Origin of the sequence: Polaribacter sp. 11A2H (genome assembly GCF_011379025.1) — a bacterium.
Taxonomy (GTDB): Bacteria; Bacteroidota; Bacteroidia; order Flavobacteriales; family Flavobacteriaceae; genus Polaribacter.
The window spans coordinates 1,459-27,835 of sequence record NZ_WTLD01000018.1 but is presented as its reverse complement, the minus strand read 5'-3'; the positions used below and the strand labels follow the sequence as shown (position 1 = coordinate 27,835).

Annotated in this window: 19 protein-coding genes and 1 tRNA gene; 11 read left to right on the top strand and 9 right to left on the bottom strand. The window is 29.1% G+C overall.

Annotated features, from left to right (window positions below):
* Window positions 1–137 precede the first annotated feature (137 nt).
* From GQS58_RS15995 to GQS58_RS15980, 4 genes are all read left to right on the top strand, one after another.
* Window positions 138–830, top strand: a complete 693-nt coding sequence (locus GQS58_RS15995) for a hypothetical protein (protein ID WP_166387747.1) — start codon at window positions 138–140, stop codon at window positions 828–830.
* 30 nt (window positions 831–860) lie between these two features.
* Window positions 861–1,523, top strand: a complete 663-nt coding sequence (locus tag GQS58_RS15990) for a hypothetical protein (RefSeq protein ID WP_166387745.1) — start codon at window positions 861–863, stop codon at window positions 1,521–1,523.
* An 83-nt stretch (window positions 1,524–1,606) separates the two neighbouring features.
* Window positions 1,607–2,302 carry a sensor histidine kinase gene (locus tag GQS58_RS15985; RefSeq protein WP_317168398.1) on the top strand — a complete coding sequence of 232 codons (696 nt, stop codon included), beginning with the start codon at window positions 1,607–1,609 and terminating at the stop codon, window positions 2,300–2,302.
* Window positions 2,286–3,035, top strand: coding sequence for a LytR/AlgR family response regulator transcription factor (locus GQS58_RS15980; RefSeq protein WP_240914643.1), 750 nt, complete (start codon window positions 2,286–2,288; stop codon window positions 3,033–3,035). Before GQS58_RS15985 ends, GQS58_RS15980 begins: the two co-directional genes overlap by 17 nt.
* A gap of 166 nt (window positions 3,036–3,201) precedes the next feature.
* Here the strand turns inward: GQS58_RS15980 and GQS58_RS15975 are convergent, their stop codons facing one another.
* A complete protein-coding gene (locus GQS58_RS15975) occupies window positions 3,202–3,381 on the bottom strand; it encodes a hypothetical protein (protein ID WP_166387741.1) in 180 nt (59 codons plus the stop codon).
* Between the two features lie 209 nt (window positions 3,382–3,590).
* On the opposite strand from GQS58_RS15975, the gene GQS58_RS15970 reads away from it, so the two are divergent.
* The 7 genes from GQS58_RS15970 to GQS58_RS15940 all read left to right on the top strand — a co-directional run bounded on the left by GQS58_RS15970 (window position 3,591) and on the right by GQS58_RS15940 (window position 11,579).
* Window positions 3,591–4,382 carry an alpha/beta hydrolase gene (locus GQS58_RS15970; RefSeq protein ID WP_166387739.1) on the top strand — a complete coding sequence of 264 codons (792 nt, stop codon included), beginning with the start codon at window positions 3,591–3,593 and terminating at the stop codon, window positions 4,380–4,382.
* Window positions 4,383–4,434: 52 nt separating this feature from the next.
* Window positions 4,435–4,884 carry a retropepsin-like aspartic protease gene (locus GQS58_RS15965; protein ID WP_166387737.1) on the top strand — a complete coding sequence of 150 codons (450 nt, stop codon included), beginning with the start codon at window positions 4,435–4,437 and terminating at the stop codon, window positions 4,882–4,884.
* Between the two features lie 20 nt (window positions 4,885–4,904).
* Window positions 4,905–5,354, top strand: a complete 450-nt coding sequence (locus tag GQS58_RS15960; RefSeq protein WP_166387735.1) for a GatB/YqeY domain-containing protein — start codon at window positions 4,905–4,907, stop codon at window positions 5,352–5,354.
* 34 nt (window positions 5,355–5,388) lie between these two features.
* A tRNA-Arg gene (locus tag GQS58_RS15955) sits at window positions 5,389–5,462 on the top strand.
* Window positions 5,463–5,955: 493 nt separating this feature from the next.
* The gene (locus tag GQS58_RS15950; RefSeq protein ID WP_166387734.1) at window positions 5,956–7,398 is read left to right on the top strand and encodes a hypothetical protein; all 1,443 of its coding nucleotides are present in this window, start codon (window positions 5,956–5,958) and stop codon (window positions 7,396–7,398) included.
* Between the two features lie 231 nt (window positions 7,399–7,629).
* On the top strand, window positions 7,630–9,714 hold the full coding sequence (locus tag GQS58_RS15945) for an AAA family ATPase (RefSeq protein WP_166387732.1): 2,085 nt from the start codon (window positions 7,630–7,632) through the stop codon (window positions 9,712–9,714).
* On the top strand, window positions 9,705–11,579 hold the full coding sequence (locus tag GQS58_RS15940; RefSeq protein ID WP_166387730.1) for a UvrD-helicase domain-containing protein: 1,875 nt from the start codon (window positions 9,705–9,707) through the stop codon (window positions 11,577–11,579). The genes GQS58_RS15945 and GQS58_RS15940 overlap by 10 nt, the downstream gene beginning before the upstream one ends.
* 737 nt (window positions 11,580–12,316) lie before the next feature.
* On the opposite strand, the gene GQS58_RS15935 is transcribed toward GQS58_RS15940, so the two are convergent.
* From GQS58_RS15935 to GQS58_RS15900, 8 genes are all read right to left on the bottom strand, one after another.
* The gene (locus tag GQS58_RS15935) at window positions 12,317–13,306 is read right to left on the bottom strand and encodes a hypothetical protein (protein ID WP_166387728.1); all 990 of its coding nucleotides are present in this window, start codon (window positions 13,304–13,306) and stop codon (window positions 12,317–12,319) included.
* Window positions 13,306–13,818, bottom strand: a complete 513-nt coding sequence (locus GQS58_RS15930; protein ID WP_166387726.1) for a hypothetical protein — start codon at window positions 13,816–13,818, stop codon at window positions 13,306–13,308. Before GQS58_RS15930 ends, GQS58_RS15935 begins: the two co-directional genes overlap by 1 nt.
* The gene (locus tag GQS58_RS15925; protein WP_166387724.1) at window positions 13,811–14,551 is read right to left on the bottom strand and encodes a DUF6291 domain-containing protein; all 741 of its coding nucleotides are present in this window, start codon (window positions 14,549–14,551) and stop codon (window positions 13,811–13,813) included. The genes GQS58_RS15930 and GQS58_RS15925 overlap by 8 nt, the downstream gene beginning before the upstream one ends.
* Before the next feature lie 2 nt (window positions 14,552–14,553).
* The gene (locus tag GQS58_RS15920; RefSeq protein ID WP_166387722.1) at window positions 14,554–14,985 is read right to left on the bottom strand and encodes a hypothetical protein; all 432 of its coding nucleotides are present in this window, start codon (window positions 14,983–14,985) and stop codon (window positions 14,554–14,556) included.
* Window positions 14,986–14,994: 9 nt separating this feature from the next.
* Complete coding sequence (locus GQS58_RS15915; RefSeq protein WP_166387720.1) at window positions 14,995–15,273, bottom strand: helix-turn-helix domain-containing protein; 279 nt, start codon at window positions 15,271–15,273, stop codon at window positions 14,995–14,997.
* 450 nt (window positions 15,274–15,723) lie between these two features.
* Complete coding sequence (locus GQS58_RS15910) at window positions 15,724–17,184, bottom strand: hypothetical protein (protein ID WP_166387718.1); 1,461 nt, start codon at window positions 17,182–17,184, stop codon at window positions 15,724–15,726.
* A 353-nt stretch (window positions 17,185–17,537) separates the two neighbouring features.
* Window positions 17,538–22,952: a T9SS type A sorting domain-containing protein gene (locus tag GQS58_RS15905; RefSeq protein WP_166387716.1), complete on the bottom strand. Its 5,415-nt coding sequence runs from the start codon at window positions 22,950–22,952 to the stop codon at window positions 17,538–17,540.
* A 430-nt stretch (window positions 22,953–23,382) separates the two neighbouring features.
* Window positions 23,383–26,377 (bottom strand): T9SS type A sorting domain-containing protein (locus GQS58_RS15900; protein ID WP_205860454.1); only part of this gene is annotated, 2,995 nt, incomplete at its 5' end.

The following is a 26,377-nucleotide window of genomic DNA, read 5'->3' as shown; positions in this document are numbered from 1 at the left end:
ATGAAAAGGCAATGGAGATGGTATCAAAGTTGCTTTTTTAAACCTTATTTTAAAAACTAATACAGAAGTTATTTATTTAGATATCAAACATTTTTTTTAACATTTCATTAATTAACATTAACTTTCAAGAAAAAAATATGAAAAATTTAAAAATCAAACACCTTTTTTACGCAACTATTACTGCTTTAATCTTTTGTTCTTGTGCAAGCCCAATTGAATTATATGAAAAATCAGGGCACGCAATTACAATGAAGCAAAGCCACAGTTTATATGAAAATTACAATGATAATATAAAGCCTTACGTTGAAAAAGCACAAAATTCAATTTTGGATAGAAAAGGATATGAAGGAACAGAATATGTATTGGTTAGCATACAACAATTAGAAAATTACATTCAATTTTTAAAGGAAGTAGAAAAAACAAATAAAGGTAATGAGAACAATAAAGTTACTGGAATTGCAATATTTTTAGGTGCTCATGATAAAAATAAAACACTTAATTCTATACCTAAATTTAATCATAATATTAAGAGTTATGACGAGATGAATGAGAAAAATGATAGGGTAGTTGGAGACATGAGACATAGAGAAACAGTTTTTTTAGCTCCAACCTTTAGAGAAAACCATAAAGATTCAATATTTACCAATGAGTTTGATAGACATATTCCCTTTTTTATTGAATACACAAACCAAGATAATAAATATAAAGGAACTTATAAATATTTATTACCCTACCTGAAAAATAAGGAAACTAAAAGTGCTACAAGATCTTTAGAAAGAAATTCAAGTTTAAATGCAGATGAGTTTAATATTATGCCTCCTAAGTCTTAATTAAATAGTTTAAACTAAAATAATTTTCTTTTGATAGAAGTAATATATGAATCTGTAGTTTATGGTTATTTATATATACAAATAATACCAGCGATTATTGGTTTATTTTGTATTAAGAAACTAGATGTTAAATATCGATATTTTCTGCTATTACTTTGGTATGGGGTATTTAATGAAATTTTTTCTTTATACTATGGTAGATATATTGTAATACATAAAAATGTAGTTTTTTATAATATTTTTAATGTCATTTATTTTAGTTTTCTATTTTGGTTATTCTATTCTAAATTCAATAGTAAAATATTTAAAAATATAATTATATTTTTTGGAGTTCTATATTTCACAGTTGTTGTGTATGAATTACTGATTAAACAAATAGATTACACTAGTCAGAGTTTTTTAGAGTCTTACATAATTGGTGGATTTAGTATTTTAATCTTTGTAGCTTATTATTTAATGGTGTTATTAACATCTAGTAAACAAGAAAATATATATACCAATTTATTACTATGGATTGCAATTGCACATTTTATCTACTATTTAGGCTTTATACCTTTTAAAGTAGGTCAAAATTATTTTGCAAGTTTTAAAGAGTTTCACCATTTGTTTGGTTTATTAATTACAATTACAAGTTTAAAAAGTATCATTTTAAGTATCGGTTTTATATGCACTCACCAGAAGGTTCAATCATAGGTTATTCAATATTAATACTCGTTTTTTTAGGGGTATTACTAGTATTGCTTTTTTTTGTGTTTATAAACCGAAAAAACAAATTAGTGCGTAATAATTTTGAGGCAACTATACAAAACCAAAAACGCCAACACAATCTAGAATTAAAGGCGTTGCGTAGTCAAATGAATCCACATTTTGTACATAATTCTTTAAATGCGATTCAATATTATATTCAACAGAATGATGTAGAAACATCAGAAAACTATTTAGCAAAATTCTCGAAATTGATGCGTCAGTTTTTTGATTATTCAAGAAGGAAAAGTGTTAGTTTAAGTGAAGAAATTAGCTTGCTAGAAAATTACCTTCAAATAGAAAAATTACGCTTCGAAGAAAAAATAGCGTATGAAATAAAGGTAGATTCAGAATTAGATATTGAAGAAGAACAGATACCTTCTATGCTTATACAACCGTTAGTAGAAAATGCTATAAACCATGGTTTATTTCATAAAAAAGGGAATGGAAAAGTAACTGTACTATTCAATTTTATAAATGCAAATTGCTTTAAAGTTAGTGTAATAGATAATGGTGTTGGTTTACAAAAATCGAAAGAACTAAATACTTCTATTAAAAGTCAAAATGCTTCACATTCATCTGAAGTATTAACTGAGCGAATTCATTTTTTAAATGAAAGTGGTTCTTGGAATGTAAGCCATAAGATGATAGATCGTTCTATAGAAACAGGTAAAACAGGTACAGAAATTGTTTTAGAATTTAATCAAAACTATGATGACAAAAATTAAAACGATACTTATTGATGATGAGCGTAAAGCATTATCTATTTTAAAAAATAAAATTGAAAGATATTGTCCAAACATAGATATTATTGCAGAAACTCAGAGTCCAGAAAAAGGTTTAGAACTTATAGATAAATTGCAACCTCAACTGGTATTTATAGACATTGCAATGCCTGTAATGAATGGGTTTGATGTTTTAGCAAAGGTAAAGAACCCAAATTTCGAAATTATTTTTGTAACCGCTTTTGACCAATATGCAATAGATGCTATAAATTATAGTGCTATTGGTTACTTATTGAAGCCGGTGGATAATGAAACTTTAATAGCAACCGTAATAAAGGCTTCTAAAAATATTGCAGATAAATCTGCCTTAGAAAAAAACAAATTACTGATTGAGAATTTAGGTGTACAAAATTTTCAGAAGAAAAAAATAGTCATTCCATCTGCAGATGGATTAGAGTTTGTAAAAATAGATGCAATTATACATTGCGAAGGTGTAGATGGCTATACTAAGATTCATTTCAGCAATCAAAAACCTATTTTAAGCTCACAAAGCATAGGTCATTTTAATAAATTATTACAGCAGCAAGATTTTTACTTAGTCCATAAATCTCATTTGATAAATCTAGAGCATATAAAAAAATATTTGAACGAAGGTTACGTATTATTAAGTGAGAATCATAAAGTGCCTGTCTCTAGAAATAGACGACAAGATTTTTTAAATAATTTAAAAGGTTAATTTTAAGTGTTTTGAAAAGGTAGTTCGTTCATTTAATGTTTCATCAAAGAAGCTTTTATCAACACAAAATTTAATAAAAAAACCGATTCATTTCTAAATCGGGTTTTTTATACACATAAATTTTGCCTTCTTAATAAAAAAGAAATTTTACTTTAAGTTTTACTATTTACTCTTTAATTTTAATATCTACATTTCCGTCTCCATCAGTTTTTACACTTCCTTTTGGAGTTTCAATATTTACATTATTTTCAGTTTTAACTTCAGTCTTTTTTTCTGATTTTTTATCTTCTCTACAAGCGGTAAATGATATTGTTAAACATACAACTACAAATAATAATTTCTTCATTTTTTTATGTTTTATAATTCATAGTAAGTTAAAAACATTTTTTTACTAATGTGCTTTTTATTTAAAAAGTTAATTAATTATTTATAAATACTTTTATACTCATTAAATCTATTTTTTAGGTTGATTATCTCTTAATTCATTTAGATATATTGTAATCACGTTTATTTTATAATCATTAAAATGATTAATTTTGTTGTTCAAATTTATAAATGGTTTATTTAGTATATTCTTTACCTGTAATAATAAGTGTTGTTTTTATTGTTCTTTATCTCTTTCAAGAAAAATTCATTTTTTTTAATGGTGATATATTAGCTAAAAATTATCAATATAAATTTACAAACCAGTTTGAAGAAGTCTTTATTAAGACAGATGGAAGCAATGTAATTAATGGACTTCACTTTCAATTACCAAACCCAAAAGGAGTTGTTTTATTTTGTCATGGTAATAAAGGTAATTTAACAAAATGGGGAGATCGGGTTGCTTACTTTTTAGAATACAATTATGAAGTCTTTGTTTTTGATTATCGTAATTACGGAAAAAGTACTGGTGCATTTAATGAAGCAGCCATGTACAAGGATGGTTTAGTTGTTTATAATCAGCTAAAAAAAAGTTTTAAAGAAAAGAATATTGTTGTTTATGGTTTTTCTTTAGGTGGAACTTTTGCAACCAAAATAGCGTCTCTTAATACCCCAAAAGAATTAATTTTAGAAGCTCCTTTTTACAATTTTAAAAAAGCAGCTACTTATAAATTTAAGGTTGTTCCAACTTTTTTGTTAAAATATCAATTTAGGTCTGATAAGGATATTTCTAAAATAACGTGTCCTATTACCCTTTTTCATGGTAATAAAGACGATACAACCTCTTATAAGCAATCTAAAAGCTTGTTAGCACTAAATACATCAACTAGAAATAAGTTTGTAGAGATTGATGGAGGAACGCATCATAATCTTAGAGAATTTGCTATTTACAAAGAGAATCTTAAAGAAATTTTAGAACGATAGTACTTCTTAAAATTTATAAATCGTATTTTTGATCACTTCAAAGCATAATAAGATGAGTAGTATTGAGAAAATTTTAAAGAAGAAGAAATTCGTCAAAATAAAGCTAAATAAAATTGCTACCAATCATTTAGAATTGAAGGCAACAATTAATGGTGTTAAAGGGCGATTTATTTTAGATACAGGTGCTTCTAATTCTTGTGTTGGGTTAGATATGATTACTCATTTTAATTTGGATGCTCAAGAAAGTGAAACCAAAGCGGCTGGGGCAGGAGCAATAGATATGGAAACGTTACAATCTGATAATAATTCTTTAAAAATAGGAAATTGGAATACTAAGAAATGTCATTTAGTATTGTTTGATTTATCGCATGTAAATACTGCTTTAACGCAGCACAAAGCAAAGGAAGTACATGGTATTATTGGTGCAGATGTACTACAAAAAGGAAAAGCATTTATAGATTATCGTAAAAAAGTTTTATACTTAAAGAAAACAAAGAAATAATTAATTTAAAATAAAATACAATGAGTTTGCAAAAAGAAGTAATGGATAAAATGAAAGAAGCAATGAAAGCAAAAGATACGGTTGCTTTACAAGCTTTAAGAGCGGTTAAATCTGCCTTTTTATTAGCGAAAACCGAAACAGGTGTTCAAGCAGAAATTACGGAAGAGCAAGAAATTAAAATTATTCAGAAGCAAGTTAAACAAAGAAAAGACAGTGCAGCTATCTTTATAGAACAAGGCAGACAAGATTTAGCAGACCCGGAATTGGCTGAATTGGCTGTTTTAGAACAATTTTTGCCAGAAGCATTATCTGAAGAAGAAATTGAAAGTGTTGTTGTTGCTACGATTAGTAAAGTAGGAGCATCTGGAATGAAAGATATGGGGAAAGTTATGGGAATTGTTTCTGCTGAGTTAGCAGGTAAGGCAGATGGTAAAACCATTTCTACTTTAGTGAAAAAGAATTTAATGTAAAAAATATTTTTGTTTTCTTTATAGAAAACAAAATGGCTGCGTAGTTCAACTGGATAGAATATCAGATTTCGGCTCTGAGGGTTGGGGGTTCGAATCCCTTCGCGGTCACTGATCAAATCACTTAAACTATTTATTTTAAATGGTTTAAGTGATTTTGTTTTTATGAAAATCATTTAATTGGTACTATTTGCGGAACGAAAATGTTTTGTAATATTACTTTATTAAATAGATAATTAATTTTATTATGGACTAAATCTTTGGGGTATTCTTAATTTATAATTTAGTGTGACTATTGATTCTTATTTTATAATCAGTTGTGTTTATTGATGTTTTTAATAACATGTTAGATCTAAAAGTATAATGAAAAATTGAATTATTATGCGAAAATATTGTTTTTATTATCCCTGAAATTTTTAAGGGAAATGTAATATATTTGATTAAATACAACATGTTACCTGCAATGCGTGAAATCCAGCCTCAAATATTCATATGACAGTTTTTTAGAGACTTTTTTACAAAAAAATAACGAAAACACTGGGATAACAAGAAAAAAATAAAACCATTGCTAAACTCTAAAGAGTTTATTTATATATAGTGTGATATGACAATAATAGAAGATATTTTAAACAAAAGAGGTCCTTTAATGTCAAATGAATTGTCAAAATCATTAGAAAAATCTGAAGGCATTAATTATAACACTGCTAGCCAAAGAGTTGCTAGAAATAAAAAAATATTAAAAATTAAAGGGTACTTTATAAGTAATTTATCGCTTTGCTATTTAGAAAAACACATTGAGGATGGACTTTTGTATGACTCACTAAATAAAGCAATGTTCGAAAATGGAAAGAAATATTGGTACACATTGAATGCTCTAGAACTTCACGGGGGAATTATTAATCAGAATTTTTTAGAATGTTATACAAATTATCCGATTTTAGCTTTAAAAGGACATTTGCCTTTCAAAAAAATAATTCAAAAATTTATAAAATCAAATATTCTAAATTATAATAGTGAGTATTATTATATTTCTCCTAAATTAAAAAGAACAAATTTAAATTCATTAGCCTATAAAACGATAGAAGCTATTAAAGAAAATATTCTTACTGATTTTGGAAACTTAACTAAAAACATTGGATTAATTTCCTATAACACAGCTGAAAATTACGGAGAATTCGGGAAGTTTAGATGGGCTTTTAAAGGTGTTTCAAACATAACTGGACTGATGCAAGGGAAAAACCCTGGTTTTGTATTAGCTGACATTATAATTGGCGTTCCGATTAATGAAAAAGATATTTTATTCTTTATTGAAAAAATAAAACATATTCAAAGTTTCAATAACGCTTCTAGAATTATTCCATTTCTAATAGTCGATGATTTGAGCAAGGAAGCTTTAACATCTTTAAAATATCACGGAATAGCTGTCGGTTTTATTAAAGAATTATTTGGACAAAAATATGCTGAAACACTCAAAGAATTAATTGGTGTACTAAATAATGCTGGCGCCAGTTTAAAATCTTCTCCAGAAAAATATCTAGATTTAATTAAAGAATTAAAAAAATATAATGAAGGTTTAGCTAATAATATTAAAGGAGCACTTTTTGAATTTGTTGTCGGACACATTCATTCTTTAAATAGCAACAATAGTATCGATTTAGGTCGTGAAATATATGAAAACAATTCTAGGCACGAAATTGATGTTCTAGCCAATTATAATGATAAGATTGTTATAGCAGAATGTAAAGCCACACGTTCGAGGATAGATTTAAAAACTATAGATAAATGGTTAGGAAAAAAAATCCCAGCTTTTAAAGTATGGATAGAAAAACAAGAAACTTGGAAAAAGAAAAAAATCGAATTTGAATTTTGGTCGACTGGTGGGTTTACAGATGATGCTATCGCAAAACTAGATTATATATCTTCATCTGCTTCTAAATATAAAGTATCATATTTCAAACCAGATGATATTAGGAATAAAGCTTTATCTATGGACAATAAAAAATTAAAGGAAGCATTAGACGATTTCTTTTTAAAAGCGAAAGTATAGTGAAGAACAAAGCACTGCAGGTAACACCGTATATAATTTATTGCTGGCTTATCGCTTACTTACGAAAGTCCTCGCGGACTTTCTTGGTCGGTAATTATTCACTAAATTAGTTGCTTGAAACACGCAACAAACCATATACAACAACGTTACCCCCAATGCATGAATTCCGTAAATTAAAAAAGTCTTCTGACACAAATACTTACTTTACTCAAAAAAAATAAATAAAACTTAATGAGAATAGAAAACATTGAAATAGACAACTTTAGAAGCTTTGAAAAAGGAACAACTGTTAAATTTAAAGAAGGTGTAAATGTTATAATTGGACATAATAACGCGGGAAAATCAAATCTACTCAAAGCATTAGGATTAGTATTAAACCAAGGAGCATCAAAACGTCTTGAAGTTGATGATTTCAATAAAAAAACTACTATCGCAGAATTAAAGAATGAACCACCTTTTGTTCAAATAACAGTTTCCTTTGTTGAATCAATAAATGAGGTTGAATATTCAGATGATTTAGTTACGGTATCTACTTTTTTAACAAAAATTGAAACTCCATATGAGGCAAAATTGACATACCGATTTTATTTACCAAAGAAAGATGAGGAAGAATATAAGAAATCCTTAAACAACATGTCATCTACTAATATCAATGATTATTGGTTAATAATTAAACATCAGTTTTTAAAAAAATATGTTTCAAAAATATATGGAGGTAATCCGGAGTATAAAAATATTGCAGACCCTGATGCATTAAGAAAGATCGATTTCCAATTTTTAGATGCGATTAGAGATGTTGAAAGAGATTTATTCTCAGGTAAAAACACATTACTACGTGAAGTTATTGATTTTTTCATGGATTTTGATATAAAAAATGATGATAAAAAGGGTTCTAAAAAAATTGATAAAGAAGAAAAAATAGCGAAGATTATTAAAAGGAAAACAGATTTTTCTGAGGAAGCCAAATCATTAATAGATTCCTTACATAGAAGAATGAAAGAAGGGAAAAAGGTCATGTTGCAATATGCAACTGATACTGGTGCATCTTCATTCAATAATGCTAAACCAGAATTTGATGGGCACATACTAGATACAGAGCTTTATTCTGCTTTGAAACTTGTAGTGGAATATACAACTGGAATGAAAATAACTATTCCAGCAACACATAATGGCTTAGGGTATAATAACTTGATATTTATGTCATTACTACTTGCCAAAATGCAAAAAGATGCATCTGGCGAATATCTTGGTAGTAATGCTAAAGTATTTCCCGTTCTTGTTATCGAAGAACCAGAAGCCCATTTACACCCATCCATGCAATATGAGTTTTTGAAATATATTACCAACAGTGAAAAGAATAATGTCAGACAAGTTTTTATCACTACACATTCACCAAATATAACAGCAGCTGTGCCGTTAGATAAAATCATTTGCTTACATCGTGACCCTAAACATCAATTAAATATTGGGTATTTAGGAGATGTATTTACCAATTCTGATACTGATATTAAGTCAAAAGCATATGTACAAAGATTTCTAGATACCACAAAAGCTGATATGCTTTTTGCAAAAAATATTGTTATGGTTGAAGGAATTACAGAACAGCTACTGCTACCTATATTTTCAAATTATTTACATAAGGATTTAGAAAAAGGCCATACTTCTGTCATTAATATTGGAGGCCGATATTTCAATCATTTCTTAAAATTATTTGATTCAACTAAACCAAACACAATTCATAAAAAGGTAGCTTGTATTACTGATTTAGACCCAGTAAGAAAAGATATAACTGTCCCTGATTCAAGTTTCGAAAAGTGTTATCCCTTTGAATTGCATCTCAGCCCTTCTAAATACGAATACAAAGAGACGTCAAATGATATAATTGATACATATTCAAAAGACAAAAACCACGCAAATATTAGAGCATTTTCGCAAAAGAAGAATATAAGCAAAACTTTTGAGTATGCATTAGCATATGAAAACCCCAATTGTGAATTAATAGTTACAGAATCAATAAGCAATAAAAAAGAACTGAAAGGATTAATAAATAGTAATAGTAAGACTATTGACAATCTTTTTGAAACAGTACATAAAAGTAATGAGAGTAAGCGGATAATAAAAGGTTTAGAAGAAATAAGTATGAATGATGACGAGAAAAAGAAACACTTATTTGCTGCTCGATATTTAAATTCTTTAAATAAAGGAGAAAATGCTTTTGAATTAGCAAATGATCTAGCTAATAATTTACCTGAAAACAAAGCCGAATTTAACGTTCCTAATTACATTAAGGAAACAATAGATTGGATATGCGAATAACATCAAAAAGCAATATAGATATAGAGCAGCATTTTAAGGTAATTGCTGGGCCTGGAGCTGGGAAAACAACATTCTTGATTAATCACATTAGAAATGTATTGCGTGAATCTAGTAGATTAAATAAGTGCAGAAAGATTGCTTGTATTACTTATACTAACGTTGGCGTTGATACAATTATTAATAAATTAAATGATTCAAATGATCATGTCGAAGTTTCGACAATACATAGTTTCTTATTTACTCACATTGTAAAACCGTACTTATTTACAATAAGTAAAAAATATGATTTAGGCTATAAATTTCGTATAGATGATAATGCTCTTATAAATTTAGAAAACGATATTCCTACAAGATTAATTGAGAAATTAAAATCAATTAAGAATAACATATACAATAAAATAGATTTTGAATCTGAATTAGTCAAAGTAATAAAAAAAACAAACGTAAGTAAGTTTTTTAAAATAATAAAAGAGAACTCTCTCTATTTATCTCAAAATTTTGATAGCCCATTTGAACATATCATTTCAGAAAGATATTTCCGTAAAACGGATTTACCAGGGAGGTATATAAAGAAAAATGAATTAAAAAATATGTATTGGGCAATTGATAACAATCAATGCGTTTTAAAATTGAAAGGTAGAAAAATGGATTTTCACAATTCATTATTAAAATACAAATTAAATTATTGGAATAACGGCATTATGCACTACGATGATGTTTTAGCATTTGCTTGGGAAATAATAAATTCAAACTCTAATGTGTTACGTGTATTGAGAGCAAAATTTCCATATTTCTATATTGATGAGTTTCAAGATACAAGTCCTATTCAAACAGAAATCTTAAATAAAATAGCATCTGAAGAGACAGTTGTTGGTGTTATTGGCGATGATGCACAATCAATTTATGAGTTCCAAGGTGCGAGCGTAGAAGATTTTAAGAATTTTGAATTACCTAATATTAAAAAATATAAAATTGAAGATAATTATAGAAGTACAGAGCAAATTATTGATGTGTTATGTTGTATTAGAACAGGTTTTAAGCAAATAAGTCCAGATAAGAAACAAGGTGTAAAGCCAATGATTTTAATTGGAGATAGCATTAAGGCTTTAGAATTTGTAGAAAGTAAACATGGTCTAGAAAATGTTAATTCGTTATCATTTATGAACCCTACAGCATCAGCAATGCGTAATCGCACAACTCTAAGCGATGAGAAGATTACTCCGATTTATAATTATTTTGAATTTGATTCAAACGCTAATAGAATAAAGGTTTTAATCAGTCTAATTAAATCATTAGAATTTTCGAAGGTTAAACTATACGCTGATGCTATAAAGGAAATAAGTAGATATTTTAAAGGGAAAGACAACTTTAAAGGACAAAAAATAGCTTTACAAGTTATTAAGACATTTTTAAAAGAGTATGAATCAATAAAAGAAGGTTCTTTATTTGATTTTTATGAAAGAGTTTTCGGCTTGGAATACTTTAAGTCAGGGAGCTATAAAATTAGCAAGATTTCAAAATTAGCCTTAATTGATTCTTATAAAGCATTACCTTTTTCAAAAATCATTTTATCTGTCAGATTGAATAAAGATGAAACCCAACATCGTACAATTCATAAAGCCAAAGGAGATGAGTTTAAAAATGTTATCGTAATTGTAAAAGGTAAACAAGGTAACAAGTACAAGGAAGAAGGAGATTTGTCTTTTTTACTAAACCCTACGATAAGTAAAAAAGAAAGTGAGAATGAAAGAGTTTATTATGTTGCTTGTAGTAGAGCAATGAATAATCTTTATATAAATGTTCCTGACATTTCTGATTCAGCAAAAAATAAACTGAAAGACATTTTTGAAATAAAACATGTTTGAGGTTAAAAAAAATAAAAGCACAGGGGGTAACAACGTGTATAAGTAATAAGGGCTAAGTGCTATACCGAAAGTTAGTGCTTATTTACAAAGTCCGCCCAATTTGCAATTTGACAGTTAAATAAAAAAGATAACAATAAAATTGCAAATTGGGCTAAGTGCTAAATTGAAAATCAATGTATATTTAACCCCTTACTACTCATACACAAAACGTTGTAAAAAACTGGGCGATTGTACGTTTCTGAAAATTTTAAAAGTGCCACTTCTTGAAATAGATTACATAATTTTAAACATTATGTATAGAAATGACAATAGGTAATTCCCTTTTTAAGATAGCTTTTTAATTTTTTAAGATTGATTCTAAATTCTATTATTTTTTTCTTTTATGTCTATGGATATAGATTCCGTTTTTTAAAATAGTTGAACTTGCTTCAACTGTTTTAAAAAATGCACGAGCATAAGCGAGATAAAATAACTCCAATTTTCGTTAGAAAAATGTTACTATGAATATAGCAAGTTTGTGAAATGTGGCCACATTACACACTACTTGCCTTTAGAATTATGCAGTCAATTTAGTTAAATATAATAACTAAAATTTTAATCTTTAAAATGTAAAAAAAGCCACTTCTAGAAGTGGCTTTAAATTTGTGAAAAAGAAAATGTTTAGAAAACATTTCGTTTATTTTTTAAATATAACTATAATTTTAAATTTTTTTTCTAAACATACTTTTTTTATTTAATTAGTTTGAAATTGTATTTATAATTTCTTTTGTTTCTGGCAAATAGTCATAATCGTAATTTAAAGGATTGTGTTTTCTAACTAAGTATTGAATAACGTTTTCATAAACTTCATTTCCTTTTGAAATATTTATTTTGGTTGGAAACCATTCAATAATTAAATCTTCATGGCTTTTCGTTGAGCTTCCTCCTGTTAGTTTTTCCCTAACATTATGCACGCTGATAACGTTGTTATTTTGTTCACTTCTATTTACGGTCCATGTAAAATGTGCTTTATTGTTCCAGAACCCAAATTCAGCATCAATTGGATATATTTCTTTATCGTTATTTCTAGCGGCGGTCATGTTAGGGTGTTGTGAAACGTGTATCGATATATTTTTCTTACACCATCTTAACACCTTTTTAGAGCTATAAACACCATCATTATAAGTGTTTCCTGTGTCTTTGTATCCGAATTCAAAAGAGTTAACCGGATCTAAAAATAAACCATGTGCATTAACTCCATCTTTTATCAAGCATTCAGTTACTTTAATAGCTTCTTCAATTGTTTCTACGTCTAAGAATATAAAATGCTGATCTATCCAGTCGCTTGCCATTTTGTGAAGTTTCGGGTTGCTTTTTTTTATATCAATTGCAAAATCTCCTAAGAAATATTGTAAGTACTCAACTTTAGAACTCCAATCACTGTTTTCTTGAAAAGCTACAACCCAAACAAGATTATTAACAATAGATTGCATTAACTGTATGATCTTGTAAATAGTGGTCTTACCATCTCCTTTACGTCCTGTTAAGGCATATAGAGATTTCTCTTTACATACAAAGTGTTTATCAAAACAAGGGATACCTATTTCAAACCCTTTTTGTATTTCTCCTTTGTAGAATTTTTCTACATTTTCATTTATTGAATTGGAATTTACAATGTGATTTTTATAATTAAAATCATCTTTAAAATCTTCTTCCTTAAAACTGTTAGGTGTATCTATGTCAAACATTAGCTTCTTCTGTGTAAGGTGTTAGACATCATTTCATTTAGTTTACTCTTAACAAGTTCCAATGTAAAAGTTTCTTTAAATCGATGGTAATCCATCAATATGTTATGACCTTCAGTATCTGTAAAATCATCTTTGGTAAGTTTGTTTAGTTGATTACTACATAAATCTTCGTAAAAAGTTTGATAAAATAATTCTAAAGGTTTTGATAATTGATTAGAGATTTGAATAAAAACCGAATCGTTAAAAACAGTAGTTTCTTTTTCTCTTATTTGCCCTAATAGCTCCATGATGAACAACTTTGCAAATAATTCGTTATTAGAGATAGTTTTGCTTTCCAGTCTATTTACCATGCCTAAGATGCTTTTAAGTGCGTTAAAATCGTCTTGTAGTACCTTAAACGTTTTAAACTCTCCTTTTTCATTAGGTGATATTCTCCATAAAAGCCTATTTCCGCTTTTTTTAACATCCCAATAGTCTTTCGAGTATTTTATTTTTTCGTTATTGCTAGGCATATCTAATTGGTTTTTCAGATTTAATAACTGTTTTGATTTTCTGTTTTCTTAACCAATTAGAAAAATGTATTTGAAATGTATTTTTAGTTTGGTGAACTTCTTCACTTACGTTTAATTGAGCTAAAAATGATTTTAAGTATTTTTCTATAGTTAATTGTAAAACTGTCTTGTCTGTAGATATTTTGTGTAGCTTGTTTAAGTTTTCTAATGCAGCTAAATCTTTAGATATATTATCTGCATACGAATTGTAGTTTTTAGAACACTTTATAAAAATACCATCAACAACATCATCAAGATCCCCTTTATTATTAATATCATTAACATTAACATTAACATTATCAGCGATGTTTGCGATATCTTGCGAGTCTTTGCGACCATTACTATCGGGGTGCGATGCTTTGCGACTACCTGCGATTTTTTCTGCTTGATCTAAAGTTAATTCATTTGATTTGTATTTGTCGTAAAGCTCTCTATTCCATCTTTTTAAATTACCTTCTCTTCCTGAAATAGATCTTCTTTCTTTCGTTTCTTCAAACTTCTCTAAATCTCTATTCAGTTGTCTTTCTATAGGTTTCCATGCTGATAGTATTACTCTATCAGTTAATTCTGGTTCTTTACCGTTTACATACTCTAGAAGATGTTGAAATAATATTCCTTTTTCTTCAATTGTTAAATGATCTATATTGTCCATTAAATCACAATATAGAACAAAAGATTTTTTGTTTTCTGCCATGATTATAGATTTTTTTGAAGATTAGAAGCTGCAATACAGTATTTCTCCCATTCTTTAGGCTTTGTTGATACATATTGTACGTTTCTTGATTTTGTAGTGATGCATCTATCATAAAAAACAACTCTTAATTTGCTGTTTTTTTCTAAGCTTCGTTTTAACTGTGTACAATATTTATTAGGGATTCCAAGATCTTCGGAAACTTTGGTAACTGTTGTTGTGTTTTGGAGTAAGTAGTTGTAGAATCGTGTTCTATATTCTTTTCGAAAAACATCAACTAAAATAAGTAAGCCAAATGACTCGCAAGTTTTAGGTCTTTCTGAGATTGAAATATATTTAGATTCTCTAATATAATTTTTTATTTTCTGATAATTAGCCTTATATTGATCTTGCTTAATAATATTACAATCAAGGCCTTGTGTTTTCTTCTTACACATAGCCTTGATTTATTTTTTTAATTCAACAATTCTTTCTTGTATAGCTTTAAGGTCGTATAAAACTCTATTACCTATTGATTTAGGTATTAAAATCCCTTTGTGATGCCAATTATGCAGAGTAGATAAATTTACTCTTAAATACGCTGCTGTTTCCTTTCTGGTAAGGTAGGTTGGTAATTGTTTTGCTTGTTTTGAATTTTTAAACTCTTCAAATTTCTTGTCAAAGTGGTCAAAAATTATTGCATAATGTTCTTCTAGGGTAGTACCTACTAATTGAATTTGTTTCATTGCTGAATTGTTTGTTATTAATATTTAGCAAATCAACTCAACGCAAAAAAAAATGTATCTTTGTAGTTCCTAGTTACAAGGGCATTCTATTCGGCGCAAGTTGATGGTTTGCCTTTTTTTTATTTTAGTTAATTCTTAACTAATTTGATTTATGTAAATCTAAGTCTATTTAATCGTTTTCCTTTTATTTTTGCTATTTTTTAAAAGATTGATATTCAGTTGTTTAGTATTTTTGTTGGTAAATAGCTCTGTATATGTATGTTTAATTACGTCTATTTTGGTGTTTATTAGTTGATTTAAGGCATTATTTTAACTAGTTGATGACTTTATATGTTTTTATTATTTTTATGTTGTAAAATTGAATTATAAGTGTTTTTTGTATGCTTGATCAGTGGTTGTGAAAAATATATAGTTGTTAAAACTGAAAATTTCTAAATAAGTCGTCTTGTTTTATTGGTTTGAAACATTTCTAATAATTTTAAGGACTGCTTTTTTATTCTTTTTCCTTTCTTCTATTTCTCTTAATCGTTCTTCGTGATATAGGTCTATTTGCAATTTTGTACGTTTGATATTCGTTTCTTCATTGTTGTTGATGTAGCTGCGTAGCATTCTTTCTGTTTTATGTCCTGTAATAGCTGTAATTAATGCAGTATCTATTTTTCCATAATAATTGGTAGCAAAAGAACGTCTAAAAGTTCTTGTTGTAATTAATTCGTGCTTAGGTCTTTTACTAATAGTGTTTCTAATTTGTTCCTTTCCATTGATCTCTATAATTTCTGCTTTGCTTCCTTTTATCTCCTCATTTATACCAGATAACATACATACTTTCTTTATGTCTTTGTTTAGTTTAACACCATTTGAAGGATAGTTGCTTTTAGGTAGTCCATATTTATCAATTAAATACAGTATTCTATTAGATATGGTTATTTGTACAATAGAATCTGTTTTGTCTGTTCTAAATTTCCAATAATCAACACCATCAACATTTTTAATATTTTCATCTACAAGTTTATTCATATCTGTGTAGCGTAAACCTGTTTCACAGCCTATTAAAATTGCTTTTTTAGCATCCTGTAGTTCTTCTTCTGTTATTTCTTTATTATCTATTAGATCAAGTTCGTCATAATTAAGTGTAACTACAATTTTACCTTTATAAACATCTTTAAACATTTTAAAGGTTCTTAGTGTTTTACTTATTTTAATAATATTGTTTTCGTCATTTTCATAAGAATTGATAGCGGAACTTCTTAGCTTTTTTAATTGTTGGTTTATGTAGGATTTTGAGTACTTCATTTCTAATAAAGCCCAATTCTGGAATTCAGTTGCGAAATCTTGGTTTAGATCAAGTATTTTAAAAACTTGGTTTTTGTTTTCTTGATACTTTAATAGTAAGCTATGTGTTACTTTGTATTTCTTTAATTCGTTTGGGTTAGTAGCGTACTTAACATACATTTTAGTAATTGCAGAAGTTAATAAGTTAGCTTTCTTTATTTTTTCTTCTTTTTTTGTTTCTTTAGATAATGCTAAAGCTTCATTATCAACAATAATTTTTATTTTTTCTTTTGTGTCAAGTATTTCTGTATTTTCTTGAATTGTATTTTTTAACCATTCTCGAGTTATTGGAATTCCTTTGTTGAAATCAAAAATAAATTTATCTACAATATCATCTTCAAGCTTATTAAGTTCTGCTTGGTGTGCTTTTTGGGTTGCAGGAATCTTTTTACCAAAGTCTTTTAATTGAAGTTTTTTATCTATGGTTTTTCCTTTTTCGGTTGTTCTTTTAAACCAATATTCTTTTTTTGATACAATAGGGGAGGAGATTCTAATATCTATTTCTTTTCGGTGGGTTAACCTTATTGATAATTTACCTGTTTCTTTTGTGCTACGATATTGGAATGTGATTTTAGGCATATTGTAATTTTTGAACAATACAAAAGTATACAATTGGTACTTAAAATGGAACGAAAATGATGTATTATTTTAAACTTAATTAAATCTTATTGTGTTTTATTTGTTTTAAATCCTTTTAAATAAAGGGTTTTATAGTTTATTTGATATCCTTCTGGTTTAAATATTCGAATCCCTTCGCAGTCACAAAAAAAAGGCTAAGAATTACATTTTGTAATTCTTAGCCTTTTTTAATTTATAAGATAAAAGAGGTTATCTTTTTTTGTCAACCTAAATTTATTTCAGATTCTTATGATGGTTGAAGTTGCATCAGTTAAGATGCTGAAACTAGTTCAGCATGACAAGGTTTAATCTAATTACTCAATAACCAATTTTTTGCTTATGGTACCTTTATCTGTATTCATTTTTACAATATAAATACCTGTTGTTAATTGTTTTTTGATGTTTAATTGATACGTAGATTTTTGTTCTTTAATATTCCAAGTACTTACTTTTTTACCAAGAATATTAAATAACTCTACATTTTGAATGTTTACTTCTTGGTTTTTAGAGATTACAATGTTGTTATTATCATTGTCTGCATAAATACTCGTTTTACCAGCAAGTATATCTTCTTGAACACCAAGTAGTGTTTCCTCGGTTGCGTTAAAAGCTAAAACAAACCTATCTGTGTACGTTCCTGCTTTTAATTGATACGTTACATTGGCATTGTTTATTTGCTGTGTTTTACCTGTTAATTTGTCTTTGATGTAAACGTCTTGATTGATGTTGTTTATTTCATCAATATTAATGGTAATAATACTGTTTTCACTTACAATAACTTCTAAAGGTACTTCTAATGCGTTAGAAATTTCTTGTACTCCAGAAATTACATAGCTATTTGCGTCATTTGGAAACTTCCAATAGAAATCTGTAGTACTAACATCAAACATTTCTGAGTCATATCCTTTTTCATAACTAAAAGAATTTGCTTGATTAAAAGAAATTCCAATTTGACGATGTAAATTACTTCCTTGATCATTAGAGTAACTCATTCCTAATTTTAATATAGGTAGCTCATTATTAACTGATTTCACAGTTTTTTTCTGACTACTTTTTAAGAATATAGAGGTACCATCTCCTTCTGTTTTGTACTCTCTTTGACTATTGTTAAATTTAATTTTTCCGTTACCAATACCTTCTACAAAGAATCCTTGACCAATTGCAACATATGGTTCTGGAGTTTTGTATAAATTTGTATAAGTATCACCTCCTGAGTCTGGAATACAAGCTAACTGACCATCTTCATCTTTTAAAATTATCTTATCAATATAAAGACGTTCACTAGAGTTAGAGTTAGAGGTTAATGTTATGTCACTACCTGATGTTATGCACATAGCAAACTTTATTTCTTCAAAACGATTACTAGTGTTTGGAAGCTTAAATTCTCCTCTTTCAACATTATTTATTTTAATTTTTAATTTTTTAAGTCCTGTTGCTCTATATACAATTCTTAAAGAATCTACTCCTCTAGTAATATTTTCAAAAGTGATATATTCATCTTTAGCTAAAGAAACTTCTTTATTACCTAGACCAATTAGGTCTAATATAGCTCCAATTAATGTTGGTGAATCTTCAGCTTCAAGCGTGTAGTTAACAGGTTCTATTTTACCCGTTTTTACAGCTGTTGCCATACTTACGTTTTGAGCAGCATATCCACCAATATAACCTCCAAAGTTATGACCAGCAGTTCCTGAAGCTTCCGTTTCTGCTACATGTTGCCAAAAATAAATAGTTGATATTAAAGCGTTATTATCATCTAAAAACTTTCTAGCATTTAAAGCAGAAGGGAAAGGATTACCTATTAAATAAGATTGTCCTTTAGTTATATTCTTAGTCTCAAACTTACCATCATTAGGGGTACCCACAAATGTGTAATTTTGGTTTCTTCCTGGTCCTTTAAAAGTATAACCATCACCTCTATCTATAATTCCTTTTTTATATTTATGTGCCCAGTTAGCTCTTCCGTTACTAGCAGGAGCATAGGTATATACCCAGTAATCTGCTAAGGAAATACCAGATCCAGTAAATGCACCATCATAACCACCAACAAATTTAATTTCTTTAGGTGTATTTGCTATGGTACCGTCTCTAAGAACAGATTCTATAGTATAGGTATCTTCATTTAAAGTGGTAACAGGAGAACTCATGTAGTTGTAACGATATAAACTAGGTACTTCTGAGTTTTGATCTACAAACAACCTTCCATCCCCAGAAACGGTACTTGCATCTGTGTGTGTTTGTATCAATTGAGCAGAAGAACCAGATAAACGAATTTCTCCGTTTAACTCTATATCATTAGTAACGACTAATAATTGATCTGTTACTCTTAATTCATTATTCTTAACAACCTTTAATTTTCTTGCACTTAATCTATTGTTCTCATGATTGTAATATGCATTAACTATAACATAACGAGATCTGTCTGGAAAACCATTATTCCAAGTACCATCTGTATTTGTTGTAGTTTCCTTAATTCTGTGTAAACCTAACAAGGTATTTGCTTGTTTATTAGAAGTCTTTATTTCTGAAATTAAAGGATCTTGAGAGTGTCTTTTAGTATTGCTATTACCACCACCATATCCAGATTGGTATGAGTTTATGGCATCATCTATAAATACTACCCACTCACTTTTTGTATAGTTAGGATTCGTTTTTAATGTTTCATCTATTCTTACAACCGAAGTTTTGTTAGCAATATTAGAGGCTACATCGTATCTATATGCCCAAGAATACACTCCAGAAACAGAAGAAAGCGTAATAATATCATTAGTAGCATCATCTAAACTAGTTAACGCATTATTAATAATAATGGTTGCATCTGCTGCTAATTCATCCTTAGAAATAATACTGTTTGTACTATTTTTAAATAATACAGATTTACCTGCTTTTAGTTCTGTACCAACAATATAAGAAGCATCTGCTTCTACACCTGTTTGATCGCCTGTTTTATCTTTATATAATTGAATTTTAATAGTTTTAGCAGGTATAACTTTAGAACTGATATTTGTAATTTCAATCCATTTTTCATTGTTGAATTGATATACTTGGGTAATCATCACATCTGCAGCTACAGGTACATCTCTATAATCAAGATTACCGGTAGTTGGGGTTTTAGGGTCGAAGTCATTGTCTTCATCACCAAAAGAGTTTTCTAAAGTTACTAGGTCTGTTACTTTATTGTCAGGATTTAAACCATCATTAACAGTAGCTCCATTTATTGATGAATCATCATTATCCTCAAAATTATCATCTAAACCGTCATTATCTTTGTCATTTCCACTAAGGATATTCTTTGTATGACCATTTTCAAAAATATCAGGAATTCCATCATTATCTGAGTCTGAATCTAAATAATCTGCTTCGTCTGTTTTATCCGTATTTTCAGGAGTAAGACCAACAATATTATTTGAGATGTCTTCATAATTGTCATCTACACCATTGTTGTTGGTGTCTTTTATAGTAGTTCCTATTCCGCTAGGGGCGATGTAATCAGCTGTAGTTTGTCCTTCAATATTATCTGGAATCCCATCATTGTCTGCATCAATATCTAAGTGGTTTAATTTACCATCATTGTCTGCATCACCTGTTTTGTAAGAGTTTGGTTTTCCATTATTATTCGTGTCAGTTCCTGTAATTATTAAAGGAGTACCAGAATTTATAGCACCATCTACTGCATCGTCAAAACCATTTGTATTTCTATCAGTTGTTAACTTTCCGTTGGTATCAATATTATCTACTTTACCATCTTTGTTAGCATCTTTTCCTCCAGCTTCAATAATATCTACAATACCATCGTTGTCTGAATCTAGGTCTAAATGATTTGGAATTCCATTTCCATCAGTATCTCCAGTTGCATAAGAGTTTGGTTTACCATCTTTATCTGTATCAGATCCGGTAATTATTAATGCATTATTCTTGTTATTTGATGTTCCTGATTGGCCAACATCACCATCTACAAGATCATCAAAACCATCACTGTCAATATCATTTTTAAGTTTACCATTGGCGTTAATAGTATCTACTAAACCATTTCCGTCAGTATCTGTTCCGCCTGCTTCTATAATATCAGGAATTCCATCATTGTCAGCATCTAAATCTTGTGTATCAACAATTCCGTCGTTATCTGTATCTGGGTTTGTAATAGCAACTCCGTTAGTTCCTCCTTTTACATTAGCGTCGTAACGATCATCTAAACCATCTTTATCAACATCATTTTTAAGAGTTCCATTTGTATTAATATTGTCTACTAAACCATTTCCGTCTGTATCAACTCCACCAGCTTCTACAATATCAGGGATACCATCGTTGTCTGAATCTAAATCTAAATGATTAGGTATACCATCTCCGTCTGCATCATAAACATCTGGGATACCATCGTTATTAGCATCTGTATAATTTGTTGTACTACCATCACCAGAATTACCATTATCTTCAGTGTCTAAATAGTTAGGAATTCCATCACCATCCTCATCACCATCAGCAAAGTTGTTTCCATTTTCAACAGTATCTAAAATACCGTCATTATCATCGTCTAAATCTATAATATTAGCAATACCATCATTATCTGTATCTGCAGATACTGTAATTTGTAATTTTCCATCATTAGAATTTGCGCCAAGTGTATCTGCTACTCTAAATAGAATAGAAGCGTCTCCAACATAATCTGTTGCAGGAGTATATATTACTTTTCCATTTTTATTTACGGTATAGGTACCAACTCCAGGAATTACTAACGGCTTACCAACACTTCCTAGGTTTGTTAGGTCATTTGGGTCTATTAACGTAATTGTTTCTGGAGCTAAATTACCATCAGGATCACTAGATCCGTTAAGTACATTTTTTGTAAATGTGGTGTTAGAAATAATGATGTTGTTTAAGTTATTTATTACAACTGGTGGCTCATTTACTTCTACTACAACAGGTCTCGTAAAGACTACTTCTCCTAGAAATCCAACAGAAATATTTCTTGTTATATTTGGTACGTTGTTATTTCTACCTAATGTAAAGTCTACGACACTTACGTTTGTGTAATTAATTCTTACAATAGATCTTGTGTTATCTATAGATACACTTTGGTCTGTTGTATTTGTTTCACTAGTAAAACGAGTTGAGTTCGCTACCGAAGTTCCTGGAGTTGCAGAAATAATAGTAGGACTAGCAAGTTGATAACTATCTGGTACAATAACTTCTGCCCATTCTCCTGCATCTAAATCTATAATTTCTAACGTATAAGAATCTAAAGGAAACACTACTGCGTCATTTATATTACTATCTGCAGAACCGGCAGCAATAAATTCTATTCTCCAACGTACAGCCTGATTAGGTTGACTGTATGTTATAACAGGTTCAAATCTGTTTTTAACAAATTGTGTATCATCAATGCTTACAATAGTTGGTGTACCAATAAAGGATACAATACTTAGAATTGCATCAACATCATAAAGGCTTCCATTGGCTTTAAGTTGTACATCTTGTATTAAATACTTTGCACCTGGTCGTTTGTCAATACCTTGCTTTAACACTTGACTATTTGGAAAAATAGGAGTGCTTTGCCCATTTGTGTTTTGAAAAGTAATAAGTAAACATGTAGTAAGTATAAGATAAGAAACCTTATTTGAATTTGATACTAATGTGTTTTTTAAACTAAATAAAGATAAGTTTATAGGGTTAAATACATTAAAACGAGCTATTTCCCCAAATAGTTTCGTTTCTTTTAGATATTTAATCATTTAAGAAAGTTTTTTTTAAAAGGGTGCAAAAGTAGTTATTATTAACTGAGCACCATGTTATAGAAACTATTAAATTTTATATGTCACACTTAATTTAAATATTTAATTGTTTAAGATATTTTAGGACGAGAATTTTAAATAAATAATACATTCATTATATAGATAATTTTGAAAAAGTAACTGATTGAGAGAATTTCCTTTTTAGAAGCTATCCTAAAAGAGGTTGTCTAATTTTTCTTGTCAATCTGAATTTATTTCAGATTCTTATGATGGTTGAACTTCCGTAAATTTAGATACTGAAACAAGTTCTACATAACAAGGTTTAATCTTTTTTTATTGAATTTATTTTGACAAAAAAAAACCAGTGAAAATTTTTCACTGGTTTAAATTTTAAGAATTGTTCCTTTATATCTGGAATATTTCTAAAGTATTATTCAATAACTACTTTTTTATTGATAGTACCTTTATCTGTATCCATTTTTACAATATAAATACCTGTTGGTAATTGTTTTTTGATACCTAATTGATAAGTCTCTTTTTGTTCTTTAATATTCCAAAGGCTTACTTTTTTACCAAGGATGTCAAACAACTCTACCTTGTTTATTTCTATTTCATTGTTTATAGAAATTACAATTTGGTTGTTTTTATTGTCTGCATAAATATTGGTGTATGCAGCTAATATTTCATCTTCTAGATCTAAAGTATTGCTTGGAGTAAAAGCAAGTACAAAACGATTAGTGTATAGTCCTTTATCTAAAGTTAAAGTAGTTTTTCCGTTTTTAACACTATATGAAGTTCCAGTAAGTTTATCTGTAATGTAAATATCTCTAGAAACATTCTGAATTTCATCTACCATAATATTTACTTTACCAGAATAATCCATGATAACTTCTAAAGGCACTTCTAATTCATTAGAAATAGATTGCACACCAGCAATTACGTATTTTCTATAATCATTAGAGAATTTCCAATACATATCGGTTTTACCAATTTCATAAGCTTCAGAATCATATCCTTTATCATAAGCAAAGGAGTTACTTTCTTGAAAAGAAATTGCTATCTGATTATGTAATAACAAGTCATCTGTGTTTTTATATTCAAACCCTAATTTAATAACTGGTAATAAACTAGTAGTATTTACTTTTTTACTACTTTTTTTACTTCCTTTAAAGAATACAGATTCTGCACCTTCTGTTATATAGGCTCTTTGGCTGTTGTTAAATTCAATAGGTCCACCGGATGCATCTTCTCCTTCTACAAAGAAACCTTGGCCAATTGCTATATAAGCCTTTGGTGTTTTATATAAATTTGCATCTACTGTACCTTCTCCAGAACCACCAGTACCATTGTTGTTATTGGTTGCTAAAGAGGTTGCAGCAGCACCTGTTGCTAAGTTTACCGTTGCATATCCTCCAATGTATCCACCAAATATATGTCCATCGATTCCATTTCCTTCTCCAAGTTTACTTTCTTGATGTTCCCAGAAATAAAGTGTTGCCTTAATACTATTAAAGTTATCTTTTATAAACTTTTTAACATTTATAGCAGAAGGGTAAGGGTTACCTATTAAATAATCATCTCCTGCTCCAATATTTACAGCAGTTGTAAACTCACCGTCATTTGGGGTCCCTTTAAACGTGTAGTTTTGCCCTAGTTCTTTTCCTGGTCCCTTAAAGATAAAACCATCACCTCTATTTATTGGACCATCTTTATATTTATGCACATAGTTAGCTCTACCACTAGAGGAAGGAGCATAGGTGTAAACCCAGAAATCTGCAATAGTAATAGGATCTGTAGCAGCTCCGTCATAACCAGACATAAATTTAATGTCTTTTGGATTGCTTGGGTCTGTACCATCTTTTAAAACATTTTCTAATGTATAAGTATTATTTAAAGAATTAACAGGAGAACTCATATACCCATATCTATATAAACTAGGTATCAACGAGTTTTGATCTACTAAAAGATTACCTATAGCTCCAGCAGTGGTACTTGTAATAGTACTTGTACTGGTATGTGTTTGTACTAATTGAGCTAAAGTACCTGCTAAACGAATATCTCCATCTAAGGTAATATCATTAGTAACTACTAATAATTGATCTGTTACCGTTAATTTTTTATCTGTGTTTACTTTTAGTTTTCTAGCACTTAATCTGTTCGCATTGTGTTCAAAATCTTGATCAATTACTACAGAACGAGACCTGTCTGGAAAACCATTAGTATACACATTAGCATTAGGGGTAGAGGCAGTAATATCAACTCTGTGTAACCCTAACAATGTGTTTGCTTCTGTATTAGAACTTGTAATTTCAGAGATTAAAGGATCTTGCGGATGCCTTTTAGTTCCTGTTACATCTGCATCACTTATTGGTTGATAAGGTACGATTGCATCATCTATAAATACTACCCACTCATTGGTGTTATAGTCTTTATTAGGCGTTAACCTTTCGTCTATTCTAACAACTGATGTTTTGTTTGCAATATCAGAAACCACGTCATATCTGTTTGCCCAAGAAAATGTGTCTGTGGCAGAAGATAATATGATGATATCATTAGCATCAGCTAAGTCTGTTAATGCATCATTTACTACAATTGTTCTACCAGTTGTTGCAAAGTTTTCTGGGGTAAACGCATTATTAGAGTTGCTAAATAATATTGATTTACCTGCTAATAAAGGAGTTAGAACACTATAAGATTCATTTGGCTTAATACCTGTTTGATCTCCTGTTTTATCTTTATATAAATGAATATTAATGTTGTTTGGAAGAACCGTAGAAGTACCAATGTTGGTAATTTCTATCCATTTTTCTGTACCAACCTGATATACTTGTGTAATCATCACATTTGCAGCGTCAGGAATATCTCTATAATCTAAATCACCGTTAGGTAAATTAATATCTAAATCGGCATCACCAAAAGCATCTTCTAAAGAAGTATCTAAAATACCTGTATTGGTTACTTTGTCTCCATTTCCTAATAAATCGTTACCTAATCCATCATTCACTGTTGCACCTGCAATACTAGAATCGTCATTATCATCAAAAGCATCGTCTAAACCATCTTTATCTGCATCATTACCAGAAGCAACGTTTTGAGCATCTCCATTTTCAGCAATATCTAAAACACCGTCGTTGTCTGAATCATTATCTAAATAATCTGGTAAATAATTAGTTCCTGAATCTCCGTCTGTATTTACAGGCACTAATCCAATATTGGTACCATCTTCATATTGGTCATCTACACCATTATTATTCGTATCTGTTATTCCTGTAGCCACACCTGTTGGTGCTTTATAACCTGCAGTAGTTTGTCCTTCTACATTATCTGGAATACCATCATTATCTGAATCGATGTCTAAAAAGTTAGGAAGATTGTCTGAATCGGCATCACCTTTTGTGTAAGTGTCTGCTATTCCATCAGTATTT

What these genes read in the sequence shown, in the direction of transcription:
- GQS58_RS15905 (WP_166387716.1), bottom strand. Translation starts at nt 22,952, where the DNA reads ATGATTAAATATCTAAAAGAAACGAAACTATTTGGGGAAATAGCTCGT.
- GQS58_RS15965 (WP_166387737.1), top strand. Translation starts at nt 4,435, where the DNA reads ATGAGTAGTATTGAGAAAATTTTAAAGAAGAAGAAATTCGTCAAAATA.
- GQS58_RS15910 (WP_166387718.1), bottom strand. Translation starts at nt 17,184, where the DNA reads ATGCCTAAAATCACATTCCAATATCGTAGCACAAAAGAAACAGGTAAA.
- GQS58_RS15970 (WP_166387739.1), top strand. Translation starts at nt 3,591, where the DNA reads ATGGTTTATTTAGTATATTCTTTACCTGTAATAATAAGTGTTGTTTTT.
- GQS58_RS15960 (WP_166387735.1), top strand. Translation starts at nt 4,905, where the DNA reads ATGAGTTTGCAAAAAGAAGTAATGGATAAAATGAAAGAAGCAATGAAA.
- GQS58_RS15950 (WP_166387734.1), top strand. Translation starts at nt 5,956, where the DNA reads ATGACAATAATAGAAGATATTTTAAACAAAAGAGGTCCTTTAATGTCA.
- GQS58_RS15920 (WP_166387722.1), bottom strand. Translation starts at nt 14,985, where the DNA reads ATGTGTAAGAAGAAAACACAAGGCCTTGATTGTAATATTATTAAGCAA.
- GQS58_RS15995 (WP_166387747.1), top strand. Translation starts at nt 138, where the DNA reads ATGAAAAATTTAAAAATCAAACACCTTTTTTACGCAACTATTACTGCT.
- GQS58_RS15975 (WP_166387741.1), bottom strand. Translation starts at nt 3,381, where the DNA reads ATGAAGAAATTATTATTTGTAGTTGTATGTTTAACAATATCATTTACC.
- GQS58_RS15915 (WP_166387720.1), bottom strand. Translation starts at nt 15,273, where the DNA reads ATGAAACAAATTCAATTAGTAGGTACTACCCTAGAAGAACATTATGCA.
- GQS58_RS15935 (WP_166387728.1), bottom strand. Translation starts at nt 13,306, where the DNA reads ATGTTTGACATAGATACACCTAACAGTTTTAAGGAAGAAGATTTTAAA.
- GQS58_RS15945 (WP_166387732.1), top strand. Translation starts at nt 7,630, where the DNA reads ATGAGAATAGAAAACATTGAAATAGACAACTTTAGAAGCTTTGAAAAA.
- GQS58_RS15925 (WP_166387724.1), bottom strand. Translation starts at nt 14,551, where the DNA reads ATGGCAGAAAACAAAAAATCTTTTGTTCTATATTGTGATTTAATGGAC.
- GQS58_RS15930 (WP_166387726.1), bottom strand. Translation starts at nt 13,818, where the DNA reads ATGCCTAGCAATAACGAAAAAATAAAATACTCGAAAGACTATTGGGAT.
- GQS58_RS15980 (WP_240914643.1), top strand. Translation starts at nt 2,286, where the DNA reads ATGATGACAAAAATTAAAACGATACTTATTGATGATGAGCGTAAAGCA.
- GQS58_RS15940 (WP_166387730.1), top strand. Translation starts at nt 9,705, where the DNA reads ATGCGAATAACATCAAAAAGCAATATAGATATAGAGCAGCATTTTAAG.